This is a genomic window from Mesorhizobium sp. 113-3-9, assembly GCF_016756515.1.
In the GTDB taxonomy this organism is placed as follows: Bacteria; Pseudomonadota; Alphaproteobacteria; order Rhizobiales; family Rhizobiaceae; genus Mesorhizobium.
The window spans coordinates 4114013-4133526 of record NZ_AP023246.1; the positions used below are offsets into that span (position 1 = coordinate 4114013).

18 protein-coding genes are annotated in these 19514 nt (G+C 63.7%); 16 read left to right on the forward strand and 2 right to left on the reverse strand.

Going from position 1 to position 19514, the window contains the following annotated elements:
- Positions 1–41: 41 nt before the first annotated feature.
- The 13 genes from MesoLj_RS19910 (at position 42) to MesoLj_RS19970 (ending at position 16005) form a co-directional block, all read left to right on the forward strand.
- Positions 42–1256, forward strand: a complete 1215-nt coding sequence (locus MesoLj_RS19910; protein WP_202321957.1) for a deoxyguanosinetriphosphate triphosphohydrolase — start codon at positions 42–44, stop codon at positions 1254–1256.
- Positions 1257–1319: 63 nt separating this feature from the next.
- Positions 1320–3077: an arginine--tRNA ligase gene (gene argS / locus MesoLj_RS19915; RefSeq protein ID WP_140773141.1), complete on the forward strand. Its 1758-nt coding sequence runs from the start codon at positions 1320–1322 to the stop codon at positions 3075–3077.
- A gap of 103 nt (positions 3078–3180) precedes the next feature.
- Positions 3181–6561 (forward strand): SPOR domain-containing protein, encoded by a 3381-nt coding sequence (locus MesoLj_RS19920; protein ID WP_202321959.1) that lies wholly within the window; start codon positions 3181–3183, stop codon positions 6559–6561.
- Between the two features lie 151 nt (positions 6562–6712).
- Complete coding sequence (nagZ, locus tag MesoLj_RS19925; protein ID WP_095790978.1) at positions 6713–7732, forward strand: beta-N-acetylhexosaminidase; 1020 nt, start codon at positions 6713–6715, stop codon at positions 7730–7732.
- Positions 7733–7795: 63 nt separating this feature from the next.
- Positions 7796–8599 (forward strand): segregation and condensation protein A, encoded by an 804-nt coding sequence (locus tag MesoLj_RS19930; protein ID WP_056573419.1) that lies wholly within the window; start codon positions 7796–7798, stop codon positions 8597–8599.
- Positions 8596–9363, forward strand: a complete 768-nt coding sequence (gene scpB / locus MesoLj_RS19935) for an SMC-Scp complex subunit ScpB (protein WP_140773145.1) — start codon at positions 8596–8598, stop codon at positions 9361–9363. Before MesoLj_RS19930 ends, scpB begins: the two co-directional genes overlap by 4 nt.
- A 180-nt stretch (positions 9364–9543) precedes the next feature.
- The gene (locus MesoLj_RS19940; protein ID WP_010909892.1) at positions 9544–9765 is read left to right on the forward strand and encodes a twin-arginine translocase TatA/TatE family subunit; all 222 of its coding nucleotides are present in this window, start codon (positions 9544–9546) and stop codon (positions 9763–9765) included.
- 30 nt (positions 9766–9795) lie between these two features.
- Positions 9796–10569: a Sec-independent protein translocase protein TatB gene (gene tatB, locus MesoLj_RS19945; protein WP_202321961.1), complete on the forward strand. Its 774-nt coding sequence runs from the start codon at positions 9796–9798 to the stop codon at positions 10567–10569.
- Positions 10566–11441: a twin-arginine translocase subunit TatC gene (tatC, locus tag MesoLj_RS19950; protein WP_202321963.1), complete on the forward strand. Its 876-nt coding sequence runs from the start codon at positions 10566–10568 to the stop codon at positions 11439–11441. Before tatB ends, tatC begins: the two co-directional genes overlap by 4 nt.
- A gap of 191 nt (positions 11442–11632) precedes the next feature.
- Positions 11633–12937, forward strand: coding sequence for a serine--tRNA ligase (serS, locus tag MesoLj_RS19955; protein ID WP_202321965.1), 1305 nt, complete (start codon positions 11633–11635; stop codon positions 12935–12937).
- Positions 12937–13695 carry a 5'/3'-nucleotidase SurE gene (gene surE / locus MesoLj_RS19960; RefSeq protein WP_140773152.1) on the forward strand — a complete coding sequence of 253 codons (759 nt, stop codon included), beginning with the start codon at positions 12937–12939 and terminating at the stop codon, positions 13693–13695. Before serS ends, surE begins: the two co-directional genes overlap by 1 nt.
- Positions 13692–14345, forward strand: a complete 654-nt coding sequence (locus tag MesoLj_RS19965; RefSeq protein WP_140773154.1) for a protein-L-isoaspartate(D-aspartate) O-methyltransferase — start codon at positions 13692–13694, stop codon at positions 14343–14345. The genes surE and MesoLj_RS19965 overlap by 4 nt, the downstream gene beginning before the upstream one ends.
- Positions 14346–14472: 127 nt before the next feature.
- Complete coding sequence (locus tag MesoLj_RS19970) at positions 14473–16005, forward strand: peptidoglycan DD-metalloendopeptidase family protein (RefSeq protein WP_202321966.1); 1533 nt, start codon at positions 14473–14475, stop codon at positions 16003–16005.
- 110 nt (positions 16006–16115) lie between these two features.
- On the opposite strand, the gene MesoLj_RS19975 is transcribed toward MesoLj_RS19970, so the two are convergent.
- The gene (locus MesoLj_RS19975; protein WP_202321967.1) at positions 16116–17006 is read right to left on the reverse strand and encodes an NAD-dependent epimerase/dehydratase family protein; all 891 of its coding nucleotides are present in this window, start codon (positions 17004–17006) and stop codon (positions 16116–16118) included.
- 106 nt (positions 17007–17112) lie between these two features.
- Here MesoLj_RS19975 and MesoLj_RS19980 point away from each other — a divergent pair, with 106 nt between their 5' ends.
- The gene (locus MesoLj_RS19980; RefSeq protein WP_202327363.1) at positions 17113–17934 is read left to right on the forward strand and encodes an AraC family transcriptional regulator; all 822 of its coding nucleotides are present in this window, start codon (positions 17113–17115) and stop codon (positions 17932–17934) included.
- A 27-nt stretch (positions 17935–17961) separates the two neighbouring features.
- On the opposite strand, the gene MesoLj_RS19985 is transcribed toward MesoLj_RS19980, so the two are convergent.
- Positions 17962–18852, reverse strand: a complete 891-nt coding sequence (locus MesoLj_RS19985; protein WP_140773159.1) for an ATP-binding protein — start codon at positions 18850–18852, stop codon at positions 17962–17964.
- On the opposite strand from MesoLj_RS19985, the gene MesoLj_RS19990 reads away from it, so the two are divergent.
- Both MesoLj_RS19990 and yajC read left to right on the forward strand, forming a co-directional pair.
- Positions 18836–19048, forward strand: coding sequence for a hypothetical protein (locus MesoLj_RS19990; RefSeq protein ID WP_172350189.1), 213 nt, complete (start codon positions 18836–18838; stop codon positions 19046–19048). The two genes, MesoLj_RS19985 and MesoLj_RS19990, sit on opposite strands and share 17 nt — an antisense overlap.
- 94 nt (positions 19049–19142) lie before the next feature.
- Entirely contained in the window at positions 19143–19484 is a 342-nt protein-coding gene (gene yajC, locus MesoLj_RS19995) for a preprotein translocase subunit YajC (protein WP_056572354.1), read from the forward strand.
- Positions 19485–19514 lie beyond the last annotated feature (30 nt).

The following is a 19514-nucleotide window of genomic DNA, read 5'->3' on the forward strand; positions in this document are numbered from 1 at the left end:
GCGGCCAAGTCAACTAGACCAGTCAACCTGCGGCATCGACCATGACCAACGAGTTGGGCGACATCGGATTCGGCTACCGGCCGCGCGCGGCCTATGCCACGGATCCGGCGCGCTCGCGCGGCCGGCTGTTCGATGAGGTCGAAAGCCCGACCCGCACGCCGTTCCAGCGCGACCGCGACCGCATCATCCATTCGACGGCGTTCCGGCGGCTCAAGCACAAGACCCAGGTCTTCATCGCCCATGAAGGCGACCATTATCGCACAAGGCTGACCCATTCGATCGAGGTGGCCCAGATCGCGCGTGCTCTGGCGCGGGCGTTGCGCGGCGACGAGGATCTGGCAGAGGCGGTGGCGCTGGTGCATGATTTCGGCCACACGCCCTTCGGCCACACCGGCGAGGACGCGCTGAACGACAAGATGGCGGCCTGGGGCGGTTTTGATCACAACGCTCAGTCGCTGCGCATCGTGACGCGGCTGGAGGCGCGCTACGCCGAATTCGACGGGCTGAACCTCAGCTGGGAGACACTGGAAGGCCTGGTCAAGCACAATGGCCCGCTGACGGACAGCAGCGGCAAGGGCCTGAAGGGGCCGGTGCCGCAGGCAATCCGCGATTATTCGGAGCTGCAGGATCTCGAGCTCGACCACTTCGCCGGCATCGAAGCGCAGTGCGCCGCCATCGCCGACGATATCGCCTACAATACGCATGACATCGACGACGGCTTGCGGGCAGGGCTGCTGACGCTCGACATGCTGGAGGACGTCTCGCTGCCGGGAGCGATCCTGCGGGGCGTGCGACAACGCTATCCGGCGCTCGATGGCGTGCGCACCGGCCACGAACTGATGCGGCGGCAGATCACCGCCATGGTCGAGGATGTCATCGTTTCCGCGAAAGCCAATCTGGAGCGTGTCGGCCCGCGCAGTGCCGATGCCGTGAGGGCGGCCGGCGAGACGATGGTGATCTTTTCCACCGAGATGGCCGCGGCCGAGAAGGAACTGAAGGCCTTTCTCTACAAGCACCTCTATCGGCACAAGGAGGTGATGCGGGTGCGCGCCGGCGCCGAGCAGATCGTCAGGGACCTGTTCGACGTCTATTTCGCCGATCCGCGCGCCATGCCCGACGGCTGGCGCGAGGGGCTGGACCGGGCCGAGGACCGCATCAAGGCGCGCAGCGTGGCCGATTTCCTGGCAGGGATGACCGACACCTACGCGCTCAAGGAACATCGGCGTTTGTTTGACCGCACCCCGGATTTGAGCTAGGGCGGGCGCGATTTTGCCGGCCAACGAGCCGGATTCGCCCATAAAGCCGCCAGAGCAATACCCATGAACATCTTCGCCGATTTCACCGCGCGAGTCACAAAGGCTGTCGAAGCGCTCGATCTGAAAGACAAGGACGGCGTTTCGCCCGACCTGTCGCGCATCGCCGTCGAACCGCCCCGCGACGCCAGCCACGGCGACCTCGCGACCAATGCGGCAATGGTGCTGGCCAAGCCCACCGGCCAGAATCCGCGCGCGCTGGCCGAGAGGCTGGCGCTGGCGCTGCGCGATGACAAGGATGTCGCCGCCGCCGAGGTTGCCGGCCCTGGCTTCGTCAATCTCCGGCTCAAGGACGGCTTCTGGCAGGCCCATCTCACGGCCCTTCTGGGCGAGGGACGCAATTATGGCCGCTCGACGGTCGGCGCCGGCCGGAAAACCAATGTCGAATATGTCTCGGCCAACCCCACGGGGCCGATGCATGTCGGCCATTGCCGGGGCGCGGTTGTCGGCGACGCGCTCGCCAATCTGATGGCGTTTGCCGGCTACGACGTGACCAAGGAATATGTCATCAACGATGCCGGCTCGCAGATCGATGTGCTCGGACGCTCGGCCTTCCTGCGCTATCGCGAGGCACTCGGCGAGGAGATCGGCGAGATTCCGGCCGGTCTCTATCCCGGCGACTACCTGGTCCCGGTCGGTCATGCGCTGGTCAAGGAGTTCGGCCGTTCGCTGCTGCAGATGCCCGATGACGAAGCACTGGCCATCGTCAAGGACCGGACCATTGACGCGATGATGGCGATGATCCGCGAGGATCTGGCGCTGCTCAACGTGCATCACGACGTGTTCTTCTCCGAACGCACGCTGCATGCCGACAATGCCAGGAAGATCCGCTCGGCGATCAACGACCTGACGCTGAAGGGCCATATCTACAAGGGCAAGCTGCCGCCGCCCAAGGGCGAGAAGCCGGACGACTGGGAAGATCGCGAGCAGACGCTGTTCCGCTCGACCGCGGTCGGCGACGACATGGACCGGGCGTTGGTCAAGTCCGATGGCGCGTTCACCTATTTCGCCGCCGACGTGGCGTATCTGAAGGACAAGGTCGACCGCGGCTTCGTCGACCTGATCTATGTGCTTGGCGCCGACCATGGCGGTTACGTCAAGCGGCTGGAGGCGCTGGCACGGGCCATTGCGGGCGACGAGGTCAAGCTCACCGTCCTGTTGTGCAACCTGGTCAAGCTGTTTCGCGATGGCGAGCCGGTCCGCATGTCGAAGCGGTCAGGTGACTTTGTCACGCTTCGGGAAGTGGTGGAGGAGGTTGGCCGCGACGCCATCCGCTTCATGATGCTTTACCGCAAAAGCGATGCGCCGCTCGATTTCGACTTCGCCAAGGTGACCGAGCAGTCCAAGGACAATCCGGTGTTTTACGTGCAGTACGCCTCGGCGCGCTGCCATTCGGTGTTCCGGCAGGCAAGCGAGCAGTTGGGCGAGGCGAATTTCGACCGCAACAGCCTGGCGGCCGGCGTCGCGTCGCTGACCGACGAGGGCGAGATCGGGCTGATCCGCAAGCTCGCTGAATATCCACGCCTGATCGAATCCGCCGCTCTTGCGCTGGAGCCGCATAGGCTGGCATTTTACCTCTATGATCTGGCTTCCAGTTTCCATGGACACTGGAACCGGGGCACGGATAATCCGGACTTACGTTTTGTTAAGGTTAACGACCGACAATTGACGCATGCCAGACTAGGGCTGGTGCAGGCTGTTTCGGACGTTCTGACGTCCGGCCTGACGTTGATCGGAGCCGCAGCGCCTACCGAAATGCGTTAGGTTTGACTAAAAAACCTGTCACCTTTTGCCCACATTGCGCTGGTAAGGGCCAACCCTGCGCGACGTCCATGGCGTCCGAATGAGTGCGAGTTCGGGAACAATAATGGCAGACAGAACCCAGCTGAGAGTAGCCGACAACAACGACATCGCTGACGATGATCCGTTCGCGGAACTGACCAGGATCATGGGATTCGACCCGCGCCAGCCGGTCAAGCAGCAGGCGCCGGCACAGGCTCCTGCCGCCGGCCCGTCCGTGCAGGAGGACGATTTCGACATCGACCTCGAAAAGGAGTTGATGGGCGAGTTCGACGCTGGCGACAGTGCGGCCGCTCCATCCGTCGAGGTTCATGAGCCGGCATTCGAAACGGCGGCCACGCAGGCGGCCGACGATGACCTTGCGCTGTCGCTCGACGACGATTTCCATCTGGACTTCACGGGTGCCGATGATCACGGGCTGGTCGCCAGCCATGCCAACCCTCACGCTGCCGAAACCGCGCCTTCCGTCGAACCCGCCTTCGACGCCGATTTCGACAATGCCGTTGCCAGTTCGCTCGAAGACGTTTCGCCCTTCGAAGACGATCTGCCGATGGAGGACGAGCTTGCCGCGTCGCTCGATCAGGATTTCCACATCGAGGACGACACCCTCGAGGCTCAGCATGCGGTGGCCGAAGTGCCGGCGGCTGTCGAGCCCGATCATCAATTCGACGATGCGGTCGCGCTTTCGCTCGAAGACGAGCTGATGCTTGACGACCATCCGGCGGATCAGCGCCATGTGGCTGCGGCCGCCGTCGACTATCCCGAGCCGGCACTGGCCGTCGCGAATGAGGTCCAGGCGACTTCCGACCAGGATTTCGCGGGTCATTTCGACGACGCCATGGCTGATGTCGATATGGATTTTGACGTTCAGGCAGACGAGCCGGTGGCCTTTGATGCAGCGGAAGCGCACGGCGTGCTCGCCGATGCCGTGGACACGGAAGGGGAGTTTTCAGGTCCCGAAGCCGTTTCGGATGATGCTTTCGATCTGAATTTGGACGATGCGTTCGCCGAGCCTGCCGAAGAGCCGGTCGCCGAGGTTACGGCGGCGGTCCAGCCGATAGCTCCGGCAGCGGTCATGGCCGAGCCGGTGCGGGCCCACGCGGCGGACGAACGGAGCCTCGAAGACGAGTTGAACGCGCTTCTGGGCGCGATGACGGCGCGCACGTCGCCGTCGGTCAGCGAGCCTGTCGTTGCTCGGCCTGTTGTCGCTCAGCCGGCCGCTGCTCCCGCCCAGGTCCATGCCGCCGCACCGGCGAAGATCTCTGCGGAACCTGCCGATCTCGTTGGCGATCTCGACTGGGATCTCGACGACCATGCGCCCGAGGACCTGCATCCTTCGAGTGCCGCCCACGCCGCCGATGCCGACCTCGACAATCTGCTGCTCGACGAACTTCAAGGCCAGGATCTTGCTTCGGATGCCGCTGATCATGTCGATCTCGACGATGATGCGTTCGATGCGGCCCTGGCCAGGAGCCTCGATGCGCGCCACGCGACAGCTCCCCAGCAGGATCAGGCCGATTCCCTCGATTGGCTGGCCGAGCGCTCAGCGCCGACGGAGCCAACCCGTTCGTGGAGCCGCGTGACACCGGTTCCCCAGCAGCCGGCATTTGCCGCGCAGCCGGCCGCTTCGATGGCGGCCAGGGCCGCTGCGCCGGAAGTGGCCCCGGCAGTGGCTGTGGTGCCGACCTATCATGCGCCCGAGCCGGTTGCGGCTGCGGCCTATGCAGCTCCTGTATCCGCACCGCAGCCGCGACAGCCGTCGCGCTATGAAGAGATGCCTGATGTCGAAACGGTCGATGTGCCGGAGCGCGTCGTGGCGCTGGCGGACGATCTCGACATTCCGGAACTGCATTTCGAGGAAGATGAGCCGGCCACGCCTGGCTATGACGATCTCGACGCCGAGTTCGCCAGCCTTCTGACGGAAATGAATTCGGTGGAGGTCGCGCCTGCTCCGGCAGCTCCCACAAGCAGCGCCGCCTATGCCGACGAATCCTACAATGCCGGATTCAATTCGGGATATGAGAGGCCCAATCCGGGATATGAGAGCCTCAATCCGGGATATGAGAGGTCGAATACCGGATACCAGGCGCCTGCATACGAAGAAGCCAAGCCTGCCTACCAGCCTGAAGCGCGCACCTATGCGGCGCGGCCGGCGGAAACGCCTGCTCGTGCTGCCGCGAACACTGGCTATGCCGATGCCTCGGACGGCTTCGACCTCCACAATCTGCCCGGCAGCCAGCCGGTCTCGCAGGCGGACGATTTCACCGTCGATGAACTCGACTACGATCCTGAACTGGACGAGGCAATGTCCGTTCCGGGTCTCGGCGAGCGCGAAGCGGCCAGATCGTCGGGCCGCCGCGGCCTGTTCATCGCTGCGATCGTCGGGGCCGTTGCGGTCGCGGGCGGTCTTGGCGCCTTTGCGCTGTCCTTCGGCGGCAAGGGCGGCAGCGAAGCTCCGGTGATCGTCAAGGCCGACAATTCACCGATCAAGGTCAAGCCGGAAAATCCGGGCGGCACCGTGGTGCCGAACCAGGACAACAAGGTCTACGACGCGGTGGTCAAGGGCGCGAAGCCCGCCGAGCCCGTGCAGCAGAAGCTTGTCACCAACACCGAGGTACCGGTGGACGTACAGGCAAAGGATCCGGCCCGCGCCATAGATCTGTCTCCTGACCAGAGTGCTGCCGTTGGCGGAGCCGACGACAGCAACGCCTCGCCCGCCGCCAATGCGGCCCCGACCGCCAGTGCGGCTTCTGCTGACAATACGGCGCCGGCGCCCAAGTCCGAGGATCGCATCGCGCAGGTGCTGCAGGATGCCGACAAGGGCACCAACACCGATGTCGTCGCCGTTGCGCCGCGCAAGGTGAGGACCATGGTTGTCAAGTCGGATGGCTCGCTGGTGCCGCGCGAGGACCCGGCGCCCGCCGCGCCGCAGGTCGCTGCTGCCGAGCCGACCGATCCGGCGCCGCAGCATGTCGCGCCGTCTGCCGATGCCGATCAGACCGGCACCGTGGCGCCCGCCGCCCAGTCGGACGACGAGCCGGCCCTCAAGCCGGCAGCCAAACCGGCCAAGGCCCAGTCGACCAACACCCCGGCCAAGGTTGCGATCGCGCCGCAGCGCCCGTCCGACCAGCCGGTCGACGTCGTCGGCGAGGTCAAGCCCGATCAGGTCGCTTCCATCGATCCGGCAACGACGGCGACCGGTGGCGGTTCGTGGTCGATGCAGGTTGCTTCGCAGCCGACGGTGGAGAGCGCCCAGTCGACCTACCAGGATCTGCAGCGCCGCTATGGCAGCGTGCTTGCCGGCCGCACCGCCAACATTGTCAAGGCCGAGATCGCCGGCAAGGGCACGTTCTACCGCGTTCGCGTCGCGGCTCAGTCGCGCAACGATGCCATCAACCTGTGCACCAGCTACAAGGCGGCTGGCGGCAACTGCTTCGTCTCGCGTTAGACGCCTACCCAACCTTTCAAAGCCGGCGCGGCCTTGGGCAGCGCCGGCTTTTTCGTGTGCCCAGCGTTTTCATGTGGAAGCACTTCCGGCGTTGGACCGCATGTGATCGCAAGCGATTCCCTTTGGTCGCGCGAAGCCCTAAACTCCTGACATGACCGAATCAAAATCCATGATCCTCGGCTGTGCCGGGAAATCGCTCACCCGCGAAGAAATCAATTTCTATCGCAATGAATGCCCGTGGGCCTTCATCCTGTTTGCCCGCAACATTGGCGAGACCGAGCAGATCCGCGATCTGGTCGCCGAGATGCGCGACTGTATCGGACGCCCGGACGCGCTCGTTTTCATCGACCAGGAAGGCGGCCGGGTGCAACGCCTGCGGCCACCGCTGGCTCCCAACTATCCGGCCGGCGGGGCGCTTGGCGCGCTGTGGCGCGACGATCACGACGCCGGCGCGCGTGCCGCATGGCTGATGGCGCGCCTGCACGCCTTCGACCTGCTGCGCTACGGCATTACGGCGGATTGCCTGCCAGTGCTCGACGTGCCGATCGAAGGCGCCAGCGATGTGATCGGCGCGCGCGCCTATGGCAAGGAGCCGCGCGCGGTCATCGAACTCGGCCGTGCCGCCGCCGAAGGCCTGATGTCCGGCGGGGTGCTACCGGTGATGAAGCATATTCCGGGGCATGGCCGGGCCTTTGCCGACACGCATTTCGAGCTGCCGACGGTCGACGCTTCGCTCAGCGATCTGCAGCGGCATGACTTTGCGCCGTTCCGGGAACTCAACGACCTGCCGATGGCAATGACGGCGCATGTCGTCTATAGCGCCATCGACCCGAAGAACCCGGCGACGACGTCGGGCAAGGTCATCGACGAGATCATCCGCCGCGACATCGGCTTTGACGGGCTCTTGATGAGCGACGACACCTCGATGAAGGCACTTTCTGGGGATTTCCCGACAAAGGCGGCCTCGATCCTTGCGGCGGGCTGCGATCTGGTCCTTCACTGCAACGGCGTTTTCGAGGAGATGGCGGGCATCGCATCGCGCACCACGGGGCTTGAAGGCAAGTCGCTGGAGCGTGCAAAGCGGGCTCTGACCTATATAAGGAAACGCGACGCGGCCGAGGAAACCGAGATACGTGCTGAATTCGCCACCTATTTCGATGCGGTGGCCTAACGACAAGGAAGTGACAAGGCTGTGGCGGAAACATTGGAGAGCAAGGCCGCGAAGGCCGCACCGATGGACCGCCTGTGGGCCGAGAATGATGATTCACGGCTGACCGGCGATCCCTCGCTGGTCGTCGACGTCGCCGGCTTCGAAGGTCCGCTCGATCTCTTGCTGCATCTTGCCCGCAACCAGAAGGTCGACCTGGCGCGTATTTCCATCCTGGCGCTGGCCGAGCAATATCTGGCCTTTGTCGAGACGGCGAGGACGCTGCGCCTCGAGCTTGCCGCCGATTATCTGGTGATGGCGGCGTGGCTTGCGTTCCTGAAGTCGAAGCTCCTGATCCCAAAGCAGCCTGGCGAAGAGGGCGAAAGCGGCGAGGAACTGGCGGCGGTGCTGCAATTCCGTCTGAAGCGGCTCGAGGCCATGCGTGATGCGGCGTCGCGTCTCGTCAACCGCAACCGGCTCGGTCGAGACGTGTTCGCGCGCGGCATGCCCGAAATGGTCATTATCGAGAAGCGCAACACCTATTCGGCGTCGCTTTACGACCTCTTGACCGCCTATGCCCAGCAGCGGCAGAAGCAGGCGATCACCAATGTGACGATCGCCCGGCGGGGTGTCTGGTCGCTCAAGGACGCGCGCGACATCCTGACCCGGCTGATCGGCTCGCTGCGGGACTGGACGGCTCTCGACAGCTTCCTCATCCAATACATGACCAGCCCGGAAGAGCGGCGCACGGCGATCGCCAGCTCATTCGCGGCGACACTGGAACTGGTGCGCGAGCGCAAGATGGATGTGCGGCAGGACGAGGTGTTCGCGCCGATCTATTTGCGCGACCACCGCGCACCGGCAATCAAGGCAGTCGAGGTTGCATCATGAGCGAACGCGCCAACGCTTCTGTTATCCCCTTCAAGGTGGATGATGGGCCGGACGAGGGCGATCTCGACCAGGCTTCGCCCCAGAATCCGCCCCAGAATCCGGCCGAGCGCCTGCATATGGCGGAGGCCGTGCGCATGGCCGAGGCGATCGTGTTCGCCAGCGCCGAACCGGTCAGCGAAAAGCAGCTTGCCGCACGCCTTCCCGATGGCATCAACATCGCCCTCGCCATGGACGAGTTGCAGCAGGTTTACGCCCGGCGCGGCGTCAATCTGGTGCGGGTCGGCGACGCCTGGGCGTTCCGCACCGCCGGCGATCTCGCCTTCCTGATGAGCCGCGACACGGTGCAGCAGCGCAAGTTGTCGCGCGCGGCGCTCGAAGTGCTGGCGATCATCGCTTACCACCAGCCGGTGACGCGCGCCGAGATCGAGGACATCCGCGGCGTCGAGACCTCGAAGGGCACGCTAGACACGCTGCTCGAGACGGAATGGGTGCGCATGCGCGGCCGTCGCAAAACGCCCGGCCGTCCCGTCACCTACGGCACCACCGAAACCTTCCTCGACCATTTCGCGCTCGAGGAAATCCGCGATCTTCCCGGCATGGAGGAGCTGAAGGGCGCCGGCCTGCTATCGGGCCGCATGCCGTCCAATTTCTCCATTCCGCAGCCGCCGGCCGACCCCGATGCGCTGACCGAGGACGAGGATCCGCTGACCGACATCGACCTTGAGGAACTTGGCCTGCTGACACCGCGCGTCACGGAAGATTGACCCGCCGGCCTCTGTCAAAGCGCGCCGATAGGTCGTAGATGCGCCGATTGGTAGCGGGCCAGTGAGTCGAAAAAGCGTGACATCCGTCACCCTTTCATAAACTCTGTCGCTGTTGTGTTTGAATCCCAACGCGAAAACGCATAGATCATCGCCAGGGAAAACATTCGAGAGAGATTTGCTATGGGTTCATTTTCGATTTGGCACTGGATGATCGTGCTGGTGATCGTGCTGCTGGTTTTCGGCCGCGGCAAGATTCCCGAGCTGATGGGTGACATGGCCAAGGGCATCAAGAGCTTCAAGAAGGGCATGGCGGACGACGACGTCGCAGACGACAAGCGCACCGTCGAACACCGTGCCGACGAGACCGTTTCGGCCGTGAAGGAAAAAGCCAGCAAGAGCTGAGCCAAGAAGTTCTAGTCGGAACAGAGTGCCATGTTTGAAGTCGGCTGGACCGAAATGCTGGTGATCGCGATCGTCATGATCGTGGTCGTCGGGCCGAAGGATTTGCCCAATATGCTGCGCACCTTCGGCCGCACGACGGCGAAGCTGCGCGCCATGGCGGCCGACTTCCAGAAACAATTCAACGACGCACTGAAGGAAGCTGAGCTCGACGACGTGAAGAAGTCGGTCGACGAGCTCAGGGGCCTCAGCCCGGTTGCCGAGATCAAGAAGCAGCTCAATCCGTTCGAGCAGGCGGCCGCCGATGTGCGCGCCGGCGTCGACGCCGCGATGAAGCCGAAGCCGGCCGCCGATCCGTCGGCGCCCGCCGCTTCGACCCCGCTGCCGGCCGAGCCGTTGAAGAATGGCGCAACGGAAATGCCTGGCGTCAGTGCGGCGGGAGCTGCGGCGCCAACACCGATTTTCCCGGCGATGACCGATGAATCGGTGGTATCGGCATCCACGGAAGCTGCCGTGGCGCCAAAGGCATCCGCGGCCAAGAGGGCTGCCAAGTCGGCACCGGTGGCAAAAGCGCCGGCCAAGGCCCCGACATCCGCGAAGACGGTGACGGCAAAAGCCGCACCCGCGGCGACCGCAAAAGCCGCACCAGCGACAAAGGTCGCGACAGCAGCAAAGCCTGCAACCGCCGCTGCGACGAAGCCCGCCGCCGCCAAGGCGACTGCCGCCAAGGCCGTGGCGAAAGCCGAACCGAAACCCGCGCCCGCGAAGAGGCCGGCCACCAAGAAGACGGCTGGAGCCGCCAAGTGAGCGTTTCGGACAAGGAAAAGGACGAGATCGAAAAGTCGTCGGCGCCGCTGATCGAGCATCTCATCGAGTTGCGCCGCCGGCTGATCTGGTCGCTTGGCGGCTTCTTCGTCGCCTTCCTGGTCTGCTTCTTCTTCGCCAAGAAGCTGTTCAACCTTCTGGTCGTTCCGTTCAAATGGGCGACCAAGTGGGCGGGGCTCGACCCCCACAAGGTCGAGCTGATCTACACCGCGCCGCAGGAATTCTTCTTCACGCAGGTCAAGCTCGCCATGTTCGGCGGCATGGTGATCGCCTTTCCGCTGATCGCCACGCAGATCTACAAATTCATCGCGCCCGGTCTCTACAAGAACGAGCGCAACGCCTTCCTGCCGTTCCTGATCGCGTCGCCCATCCTGTTCCTGATGGGCGCCTCGCTGGTCTATTTCTTCTTCACGCCGATGGTGATGTGGTTCTTCCTCGCCATGCAGCAGGCCGGTACCGACGAGCAGGTGCAGATTTCGCTGCTGCCGAAAGTGTCGGAATATCTCAGCCTGATCATGACGCTGATCTTCTCCTTCGGCCTGGTGTTCCAGTTGCCGGTGGTGACCAGCCTGATGACCCGCGTCGGCATGCTGTCGTCCAAGGCGCTGGCCGAGAAGCGCAAATGGGCGATCGTCATCGCCTTCGTTGTCGCGGCGGTGCTGACGCCGCCCGATCCGATGAGCCAGATCGGCTTGGCCATTCCGACCATCCTGCTCTACGAGGTCGCCATCTGGGCCGCGCGGTGGATCGAGCGCAGCCAGGAGCGCGAGCGCCTGGCACGCGAGAAGCAGGAAGCCGCCGAGACCGTGGCGGATAAGGCACCGGACGAACCTTCGGCGCCGGCAGCCTCCTAAGACATCAACGCGGCGGAAAACGACAACCGCCGCCCAGCCTCATCTTGCATCGGTCAAGGATGCGGTTTACGCCCTCTGACTGAAACGCATCGCCATCAAGGCGGTGCGTTTCAGTTTTTGTTTTGAGCATGTCGTTGTCCCAAGACCGCTGCGCACTTTTGGGCGACATGCTACCCGAGGACGGATAGACCATGCTTGACATCAAATGGATTCGCGACAACCCGAAGGCCCTTGTCGAGGCGCTGGCCAAGCGCTCGTGGTCGGCGGCAGAGGCGCAGTCCACGGTCGATGGTTTGATCGCCAGGGACGAGGCGCGTCGTGAGCACGTCACCGAGCTGCAGACCAAACAGGAGCGCCGCAACGCCGCCTCGAAGGAGATCGGCAACGCCATGCGTTCGGGCGATGCCGCCCTTGCCGAGAAACTGAAAGCCGAAGTCGGCGAGATCAAGACCTTTATCCAGAATGGCGAGGCGCGCGAGCGCGAGCTCGACAAGGCGCTGAACGATGCGCTGGCGGTGCTGCCCAACGTGCCGCTCGATGACGTGCCGGTCGGCAAGGACGAGCACGACAATGTCGTCAAGCACATCGTCGGCAAGGTGCCGACGCGGCCGAACTGGGTGAAGGAGCATTTCGAGATCGGCGAAGCGCTCGGGATGATGGATTTCGAGCGGGCGGCAAAGCTGTCGGGCTCGCGCTTCACCGTGCTGAAGAGCGGCCTGGCGCGGATGGAACGCGCGATCGGCCAGTTCATGCTCGACCTGCACACGACCGAACACGGCTATGAGGAAGTCATCCCGCCGCTGATGGTCCGCGATGAGGTGCTTTTCGGCACCAACCAGCTGCCGAAGTTCGAGGAGGATCTGTTCTTCACGCCGCACGGGGAGGGCAGGCTTGGCCTGATCCCCACCGCCGAGGTGCCGCTTACCAATCTCGTGCGCGAGGAAATCACCGCGCATGAAAAACTGCCGCTGCGTTACACGGCGCTGACGCCGTGCTTCCGTTCGGAAGCAGGCTCGGCCGGGCGTGATACGCGCGGCATGCTGCGCCAGCACCAGTTCTACAAGGTCGAACTTGTGTCGATCACCGATCAGGAATCCTCGCTCGCCGAGCATGAGCGGATGACGCAATGCGCGGAGGAAGTGCTGAAGCGGCTCGAACTGCCGTTCCGCACCATGGTGCTGTGCACCGGCGACATGGGTTTTGGCGCGCGCAAGACCTATGACATCGAGGTCTGGCTGCCTGGCCAGAACGCCTATCGCGAAATCTCGTCCTGCTCGGTCTGCGGCGATTTCCAGGCGCGCCGCATGGACGCCCGCTACAAGGACAAGGATGGCAAGGGCAATCGCTTCGTCCATACGCTCAACGGTTCGGGCACCGCTGTCGGCCGCGCTCTCATAGCTGTCATCGAAAACTACCAGAATGAGGATGGCAGCGTAACCATTCCTGAAGTGCTGCGGCCTTACATGGGCGGTCTGGAAAAGATCGAATCGAAATAATGCGCATTCTTCTGACCAATGACGACGGCATTCATGCCGAGGGCCTGGCGTCACTCGAACGCGTCGCCCGCACGCTCTCCGATGATGTCTGGGTGGTGGCGCCGGAGCAGGACCAGTCCGGCTATGCGCATTCGCTGTCGATCTCGGAGCCGTTGCGGCTGCGCAAGATCGGCGAGAAGCATTTTGCCGTGCGCGGCACGCCGACCGACTGCGTCATCATGGGGGTGAAGAAGATCCTGCCCGGTGCGCCCGACCTGATCCTGTCCGGCATCAATTCCGGCGCCAACATCGCTGACGACGTGACCTATTCGGGAACCGTCGCCGGCGCCATGGAAGGCGCGCTGCTCGGCATCCGCTCGATCGCGCTCAGCCAGGGCTACTCCTATGTCGGCGAGGATCGAGTCGTCCCCTACGAGACCACCGAAGCGCTGGCGCCGGCGCTGTTGAAGAAGCTCGTCGCGACGCCGCTGCCGGACGGCGTGCTGCTCAACGTCAATTTTCCGAACTGCCTTCCCGAGGAGGTCGCCGGCACGGTGGTCACCTCGCAGGGCAAGCTCGTGCACAGCCTGTGGGTCGACGAGCGCCGCGACGGGCGCGGGCTGCCTTACTATTGGCTGCGATTTGGCCGCGAGCCGGTCGAGGGCAAGCGAGGCACCGATCTCCACGCCTTGCGCAATCGCCTGGTGTCGGTGACGCCATTGCAGCTCGACCTTACCGCGCATGAGATCCGTGACCAGCTGAGCAAGGCGCTTGCATGAACCCGCCAATCGATGACCGCGAAGGATTTGCCGCTTTCCTCCTGCGCCTGCGCGGCAGGGGAACCGTGCCGAAGGCCTTGATCGCGGCTTTCGAGGCAACGCCACGGCGAGGTTTCCTGGCAGCGCAGTTCCATCAAATCGCCTGGTCCGACCGCATGCTGCCGATCGAGTGCGGCGAGGCTATCGAAGGCGCGGACATGCAGGCGGCGGTGATCGCGGCGCTTGCCATCGAGCCCGGCAATCGCGTGCTCGAGATCGGCACCGGCTCGGCTTATACGGCCGCCGTGATGTCGCGGCTCGCCGCGCGTGTCGTCACCATAGATCGCTACAAGACCCTGACCGAACAGGCGAAGCAGCGCTTCGAAGCGCTCGGCATCAGCAACGCCATAGCGCGCCAGGCCGACGGCTCAGCCGGTTTGCCCGCCGAGGGGCCGTTCGACCGTATCGTCGCCTGGGCTGCCTTCGACAGCCTGCCACGCTTCCTGCTCGACCAATTGTCGAGCGGCGGCATCGTCATCGCGCCGATCGGGCCGGAGGAGGGCGAGCAGGTGCTGGCCAAGCTCACCAAGGTCGGCAGCCGTTTCGAGCGTGAGGACATCGGGCTCGTGCGGCTGCAGCCGATCCTGCGCAGCGTTGCAGCGGTCATCTAGGCGCCCCCGGCGCGCTCGAAAATGTTTTAAGAAAATTTTCGTCGGATTCTAATGGGTTAACCGCCCAGTAACATTAACGCGCTTTAATCCTGTCTCAGTTGGTGCAGAGTTTGTGCGGGTTAGTGCGATGCAACTCAATGTTTTGAAGGCAAATAGTCGCAATCTGGCGCGGGGCTGCGCCGTTCTCATGATTGCGGGCGCGGCCGCCGGGTGCAGTTCCCAGGCGTCGCGGTTCAACAGTGTCGACGACGTCTTCACTTCCTCGACCAACAATCAGCGCGCCATCATCAACAAGCAGGATGCCGTGCAGCCCTATCCGGGCGATGTCTCGGCAGCCCCGCTCGACGGCAGCCACACGCAGTCGGTCAGCCGCTCCAGCCTTGAGCCGGTCTCCAGCCGGCCGCTGCCTCCGCCCGTTTCCGCCCAGGCGCAACCCGCTCCGGCGCTCGCGCCTGCCGCCAACCCCGTCCGTGTCGCATCGGCGCCGGCCATGGTTCGGCCCGCTCCTCATGTCGACAGGACGACGACCGGCACTGTCGAGCCGGCCGCGAGGCCATTCAAGAATGCCCAGCCCGACGCGCCGAAGATGGCGCAGGCCGGCACGCCGCATGCGACCGAGATCGTCGTCAGGGACGGCGAGACCATTTCCGGCCTGGCAGCGCATTACAAGGTGCCGGCCGATGTCATCATGAAGGTGAATGGCCTGAGCGCGACCAAGGGGCTGAAGACCGGCCAGAAGATCGTCATTCCGGCCTATGCCTATTCGAGCAAGGCTGAGCCGAAAGTCGCCGATGCAAAACCGGCAAAGGATGGCAAGCGCGACCTGCCGGCCACCGCGCCGGACAAGGTCGCCGTTCTGCCGCAGCAGCCGAAACTCAAGGAGGGCAAGTCCGCCGCTCAGGTCGATGCTTCGGCCGCCGCGAGCCAGCCCAAGGAGCCCAAGCCCGCGCAGGTGGCCAAGGCAACCGGCGCCGGCGGTACCTACACGGTCCAGTCGGGCGACACGATGTCCTCGATTGCCAGGAAGACCGGCGTTGGCGTCGTGGCTCTGAAGCAGGCCAACGGCATGAAGGACGGTTTGCTCAAGATCGGCCAGACCCTGAAAGTGCCGGCCGGTGGAACGGCAACGGTCGCCAGCGCAAAGCCGGCGAAGGTCGATCCGGTGACCACGGCAACCACGCAACCCCCGACAAAGACCACGCCATCGGAAACACTGGCGTCCTACACGCCGCCGAAGAAGGATGCGAAAGTCATCCAGCAGGCCGAGGACGACGACGCGGTGGCGCCGGGCGCCACGGGTATCGGCAAGATGCGCTGGCCGGTGCGCGGCCGGGTGATCTCCGGCTTCGGATCCGGCAAGGACGGCGTCGACATCGCCGTGCCCACCGGCACGCCGATCAAGGCAGCCGAAAACGGCGTCGTCATCTACGCCGGTGACGGGCTCAAGGAATTCGGCAACACGGTGCTGGTGCGCCACGAGAACGGCCTGGTCACTGTCTACGGCCATGCCAGCTCGATCGAGGTGCAGCGCGGCCAGAAGGTCAAGCGCGGCCAGGAAATCGCACTTTCGGGCATGAGCGGCACGACGGACTCGCCGAAGCTGCACTTCGAAGTGCGCAAGAACTCGGCGCCGGTCGATCCCTCGACCTATCTCGAATAGAATAAAAAAAGCGATTTGCGGGCCGTCTGACCTCCAGTCCGGCCCGCCGGCTCAGCCCGTTCCGCGAGGAGCGGGCTTTTTCAGTTTTGCAAAATGTCTGCCCGCAAAGCTCAGAGATGATCAAGGAGCGTGTCGGCGATCATCTCCTCAAGGCTGCTGGCCTTCACGCCGAGAAGTGTCTCGGCGTCCGAGGAGTCGACCAGCAAGGGACGTTCAAAGAGGTAGCTCATCTCGATGAGCTCATGCATGCCCAGGGCCTCCATTTCGGTGACGGAGTAGGAACGTGTCTCCGAGATCTCTTGCCCGAGCATCGCCGCGGTTTTCTGGATGAGTTCCCGAGGGGAGGCGTATTGCGAGGGAACGTGAAACGCCCGTCCCCATTCACCCGTGTATCGGGCGGCCGCGACAAGTGTCCTGGCGACGTCCTTGGTGAAGGCCCAGGCATGGGTTGCGTCGAGGTCTCCAATGAAGGCGGTAGGCTTGCCCTCGATGATGGAGGGCAGCGCGACCAGTGAGAAATAGCTGATTGCGCCATGTCCGAGATAGTCGCTGGACCGTACTTCGATCGCTGGTACACTGGCACGAACCGCCCGCTGCCACATGATCGTCCGGGCGGTTCCCTTCTTCGAAGTCGGGTCCAGAGACAGGTCGGAGCGAAGCGGGCTATCGGCATTTGCCCCGTAGCCATAGAGGTTTCCGAGCACGATGAGCTTCGCGCCGACCGCTTCCGCCGCGCGCACGGTTCCGTCGATGATGGGGAAAAAGTCGGTCGGCCACCGATGATACGTGGCCATGGCACACATGAAGATGGCCTCGGCGCCCTGGCAGATACGCGCCAGTTCCGAGGCATCCGTGGCGTCGGCTTGCATGGCCCGCACGTTGCGCAGTGCGTTCGAGCCGACGCTTCGGCTCGTGAGGACGACGTCATGTCCTTCCTCGCCAAGAAGGCGAGCGGTCTCGCGTCCAACCGGGCCCGCGCCGACAACAACATAGAAACTCATGGCAACCTCTCTGCTTGATGGAGAGGCGTGAGTACCGGTTCCCGGCATTGAAAATCGCGCGGGAATTGCCAAATCTTGGACAGGTTTTGCCATGAATCGAGAGAGCATGCGTCCGCAATTCGCTCCGGCCCAATCCTCCTCCGACATCACAATGGTTTCCCGGCATATCGAGGCCGGCGTCCATCGTCTGTCGCGCGCGTCACACCACCGCATCATGGTGCATGCAAGCGCGGCGACGCGCTCCTACTGCAATCAGGTTGGGCGATATTTCGTCAGGCGCGCCGGCGACATCGACCTGGTGCCGGCTGGCGAGGAGGGCGGTTTCGAGGCTGAAACCCCGTTCGATACGATTGAGATTGTCTTGCACCCAGCCCTGATGGAAAGGGTGGCGGCGGAACTTGGCGGCAAGGCGCTGGCAACGCGGCTCGACACACGCCATTTGCTTCGTGACCAACGCATCGAACATCTTGCTCGAGCACTCCAGAGCGATCTTGATGCCGGCGCGCCGAGCGGCTCTCTGTTTGCCGACAGCATTGGCGCCGCGCTCGCGGTCAGGTTGCTTGGCTTCGACGATTCAGACATCAATCGAACAAACCGGCTGTCGGATGCCCAGCTCAAGCGCGTCCTGGAGCACATTGAAGCCGCCCTCCATGAGCCGCTTTCGATTCATCGCCTAAGCCGGGTTGCCGGCGCCAGCAGCTCGCATTTGCGGACATGGTTCAAGGTGGCAATGGGCGTCACCCTGCATCGTTATGTGTTGCGACGTCGCGTCGAACGCGCGCGCGTTCTGCTGCAGCAGGGCGATCTCAGCACAAGCGAGGTTGCGGAACTGACGGGCTTCGCGCACCAGTCACATCTGGCGCATTGGATGCGCCGCGAGATTGGCCAGACGCCGCGTGACTTGCGACGGGCGCAGCCGCCCAGGTGACATCCCGGAATTTGCTTTGGCGATGCCTCAATCCTTCAGCGGCTTGCCAAGCCGGCCGGCCAGATCCTGCGTGAACTGCCAGGCGACGCGGCCCGAGCGGCTGCCGCGCGTCGTCGCCCATTCCAGCGCCTCGGCGCGCAGCTGCTCGGGATCGATGTCGAGGCCATGATGGCTTGCATAACCGTTGATCATCTCGAGATATTCGTCCTGCGAGCATTTGTGGAAGCCGAGCCAAAGTCCGAAACGATCGGACAGCGAGACCTTTTCCTCGACCGCCTCGGACGGGTTGATGGCTGTCGAGCGCTCATTGTCGATCATGTCGCGCGGCAACAGATGGCGGCGGTTCGAGGTGGCGTAGAAGATGACATTGGCCGGGCGCCCCTCGACGCCGCCCTCAAGCGCCGCCTTCAGCGACTTGTAGGACGTATCGTCGTGATCGAAGGACAGATCGTCGCAAAACAGGATGAAGCGGAAGGGGGCTGCCTTCAGCAAGCCCATCAGCTTCGGCAGCGTGTCGATGTCCTCGCGGTGGATCTCGATCAGCTTCAGCGGCAGGTCGGATCTGGCCTTTTGTGATTTGGCCTTGGCATTGATCTCGGCATGCACGGCCTTGACCAGCGACGATTTGCCCATGCCGCGCGCGCCCCACAACAGCACATTGTTGGCCGGATGGCCGGCGGCGAAGCGCTCGGTGTTGTCGACAAGGATGTCGCGGACACGGTCGACGCCCCGGATCAGGCCGATATCGACGCGGTTGACCTTGCGCACCGGCTCCAGGTAGCCCGGATCAGCCTGCCAGACGAAGCAATCGGCTTCACCAAGGTCGGTTTCGGGCACGGGTGGCGGGGCGAGGCGGCTGACAGCCTCGATCAGGCGGTCAAGTTTCTTGTTGAGGGCGTCGATGCTGCTGTCGGTCATTTCAGGTCTTTTGGTTCGTTTCCTCGGGGCGGGCAGGTGGGACCCGTTCGATTCCGTCGGGTTCGAAACCGGTTCCAACCTTTTGTTCGAGCGTGATCTTTTCCGAAAACCGGCTCGCGCTTTTCGCGATCATGCTCTAACACGGCCCGGCAGGCCGGAAAAGCAGCCGATTTGCCCGGCCGCGCAGTTGCATTGACAACTTTACCGACTATATTCCGGCCAAATTTCAAGGGGCCGCCAAACTCCGCAGGACGGTTGGCGGCTGTTTTCAAAATTCAGGAGTACTCTCGATGTTCGTGACACCGGCATACGCCCAAGGCATCGGCGGCACCTCTCCCGATATGCTCATCAGCATTTTGCCGTTTGTCCTGATTTTCGTGATCATGTATTTTCTGATCATCCGCCCGCAGCGCACGCAGCTGAAGAAGCGCGGCGAGATGCTGGCGGCGGTCCGTCGCGGCGATACTGTCGTCACCGGCGGCGGTTTCGTCGGCAAGGTGACGAAGGTGATCGATGACAACGAGCTCGAGATCGATCTTGGTGGTGGCACCAAGGTGACGGCGTTGCGCTCGACGATCGCCGATGTGCGCGTCAAGGGCGAACCCGTGGCGAACCAGAACGCCAAGAAATAACCTAATTCCAGGCGGAGCGATCCGCGGACA

Excerpts from the sequence above, each read along its gene's own strand:
- MesoLj_RS19910 (WP_202321957.1), top strand. The coding sequence starts at position 42 with ATGACCAACGAGTTGGGCGACATCGGATTCGGCTACCGGCCGCGCGCG.
- argS (WP_140773141.1), top strand. The coding sequence starts at position 1,320 with ATGAACATCTTCGCCGATTTCACCGCGCGAGTCACAAAGGCTGTCGAA.
- MesoLj_RS19920 (WP_202321959.1), top strand. The coding sequence starts at position 3,181 with ATGGCAGACAGAACCCAGCTGAGAGTAGCCGACAACAACGACATCGCT.
- nagZ (WP_095790978.1), top strand. The coding sequence starts at position 6,713 with ATGACCGAATCAAAATCCATGATCCTCGGCTGTGCCGGGAAATCGCTC.
- MesoLj_RS19930 (WP_056573419.1), top strand. The coding sequence starts at position 7,796 with ATGGACCGCCTGTGGGCCGAGAATGATGATTCACGGCTGACCGGCGAT.
- scpB (WP_140773145.1), top strand. The coding sequence starts at position 8,596 with ATGAGCGAACGCGCCAACGCTTCTGTTATCCCCTTCAAGGTGGATGAT.
- MesoLj_RS19940 (WP_010909892.1), top strand. The coding sequence starts at position 9,544 with ATGGGTTCATTTTCGATTTGGCACTGGATGATCGTGCTGGTGATCGTG.
- tatB (WP_202321961.1), top strand. The coding sequence starts at position 9,796 with ATGTTTGAAGTCGGCTGGACCGAAATGCTGGTGATCGCGATCGTCATG.
- serS (WP_202321965.1), top strand. The coding sequence starts at position 11,633 with ATGCTTGACATCAAATGGATTCGCGACAACCCGAAGGCCCTTGTCGAG.
- surE (WP_140773152.1), top strand. The coding sequence starts at position 12,937 with ATGCGCATTCTTCTGACCAATGACGACGGCATTCATGCCGAGGGCCTG.
- MesoLj_RS19965 (WP_140773154.1), top strand. The coding sequence starts at position 13,692 with ATGAACCCGCCAATCGATGACCGCGAAGGATTTGCCGCTTTCCTCCTG.
- MesoLj_RS19970 (WP_202321966.1), top strand. The coding sequence starts at position 14,473 with ATGCAACTCAATGTTTTGAAGGCAAATAGTCGCAATCTGGCGCGGGGC.
- MesoLj_RS19975 (WP_202321967.1), bottom strand. The coding sequence starts at position 17,006 with ATGAGTTTCTATGTTGTTGTCGGCGCGGGCCCGGTTGGACGCGAGACC.
- MesoLj_RS19980 (WP_202327363.1), top strand. The coding sequence starts at position 17,113 with ATGCGTCCGCAATTCGCTCCGGCCCAATCCTCCTCCGACATCACAATG.
- MesoLj_RS19990 (WP_172350189.1), top strand. The coding sequence starts at position 18,836 with ATGCTGCTGTCGGTCATTTCAGGTCTTTTGGTTCGTTTCCTCGGGGCG.
- MesoLj_RS19985 (WP_140773159.1), bottom strand. The coding sequence starts at position 18,852 with ATGACCGACAGCAGCATCGACGCCCTCAACAAGAAACTTGACCGCCTG.
- yajC (WP_056572354.1), top strand. The coding sequence starts at position 19,143 with ATGTTCGTGACACCGGCATACGCCCAAGGCATCGGCGGCACCTCTCCC.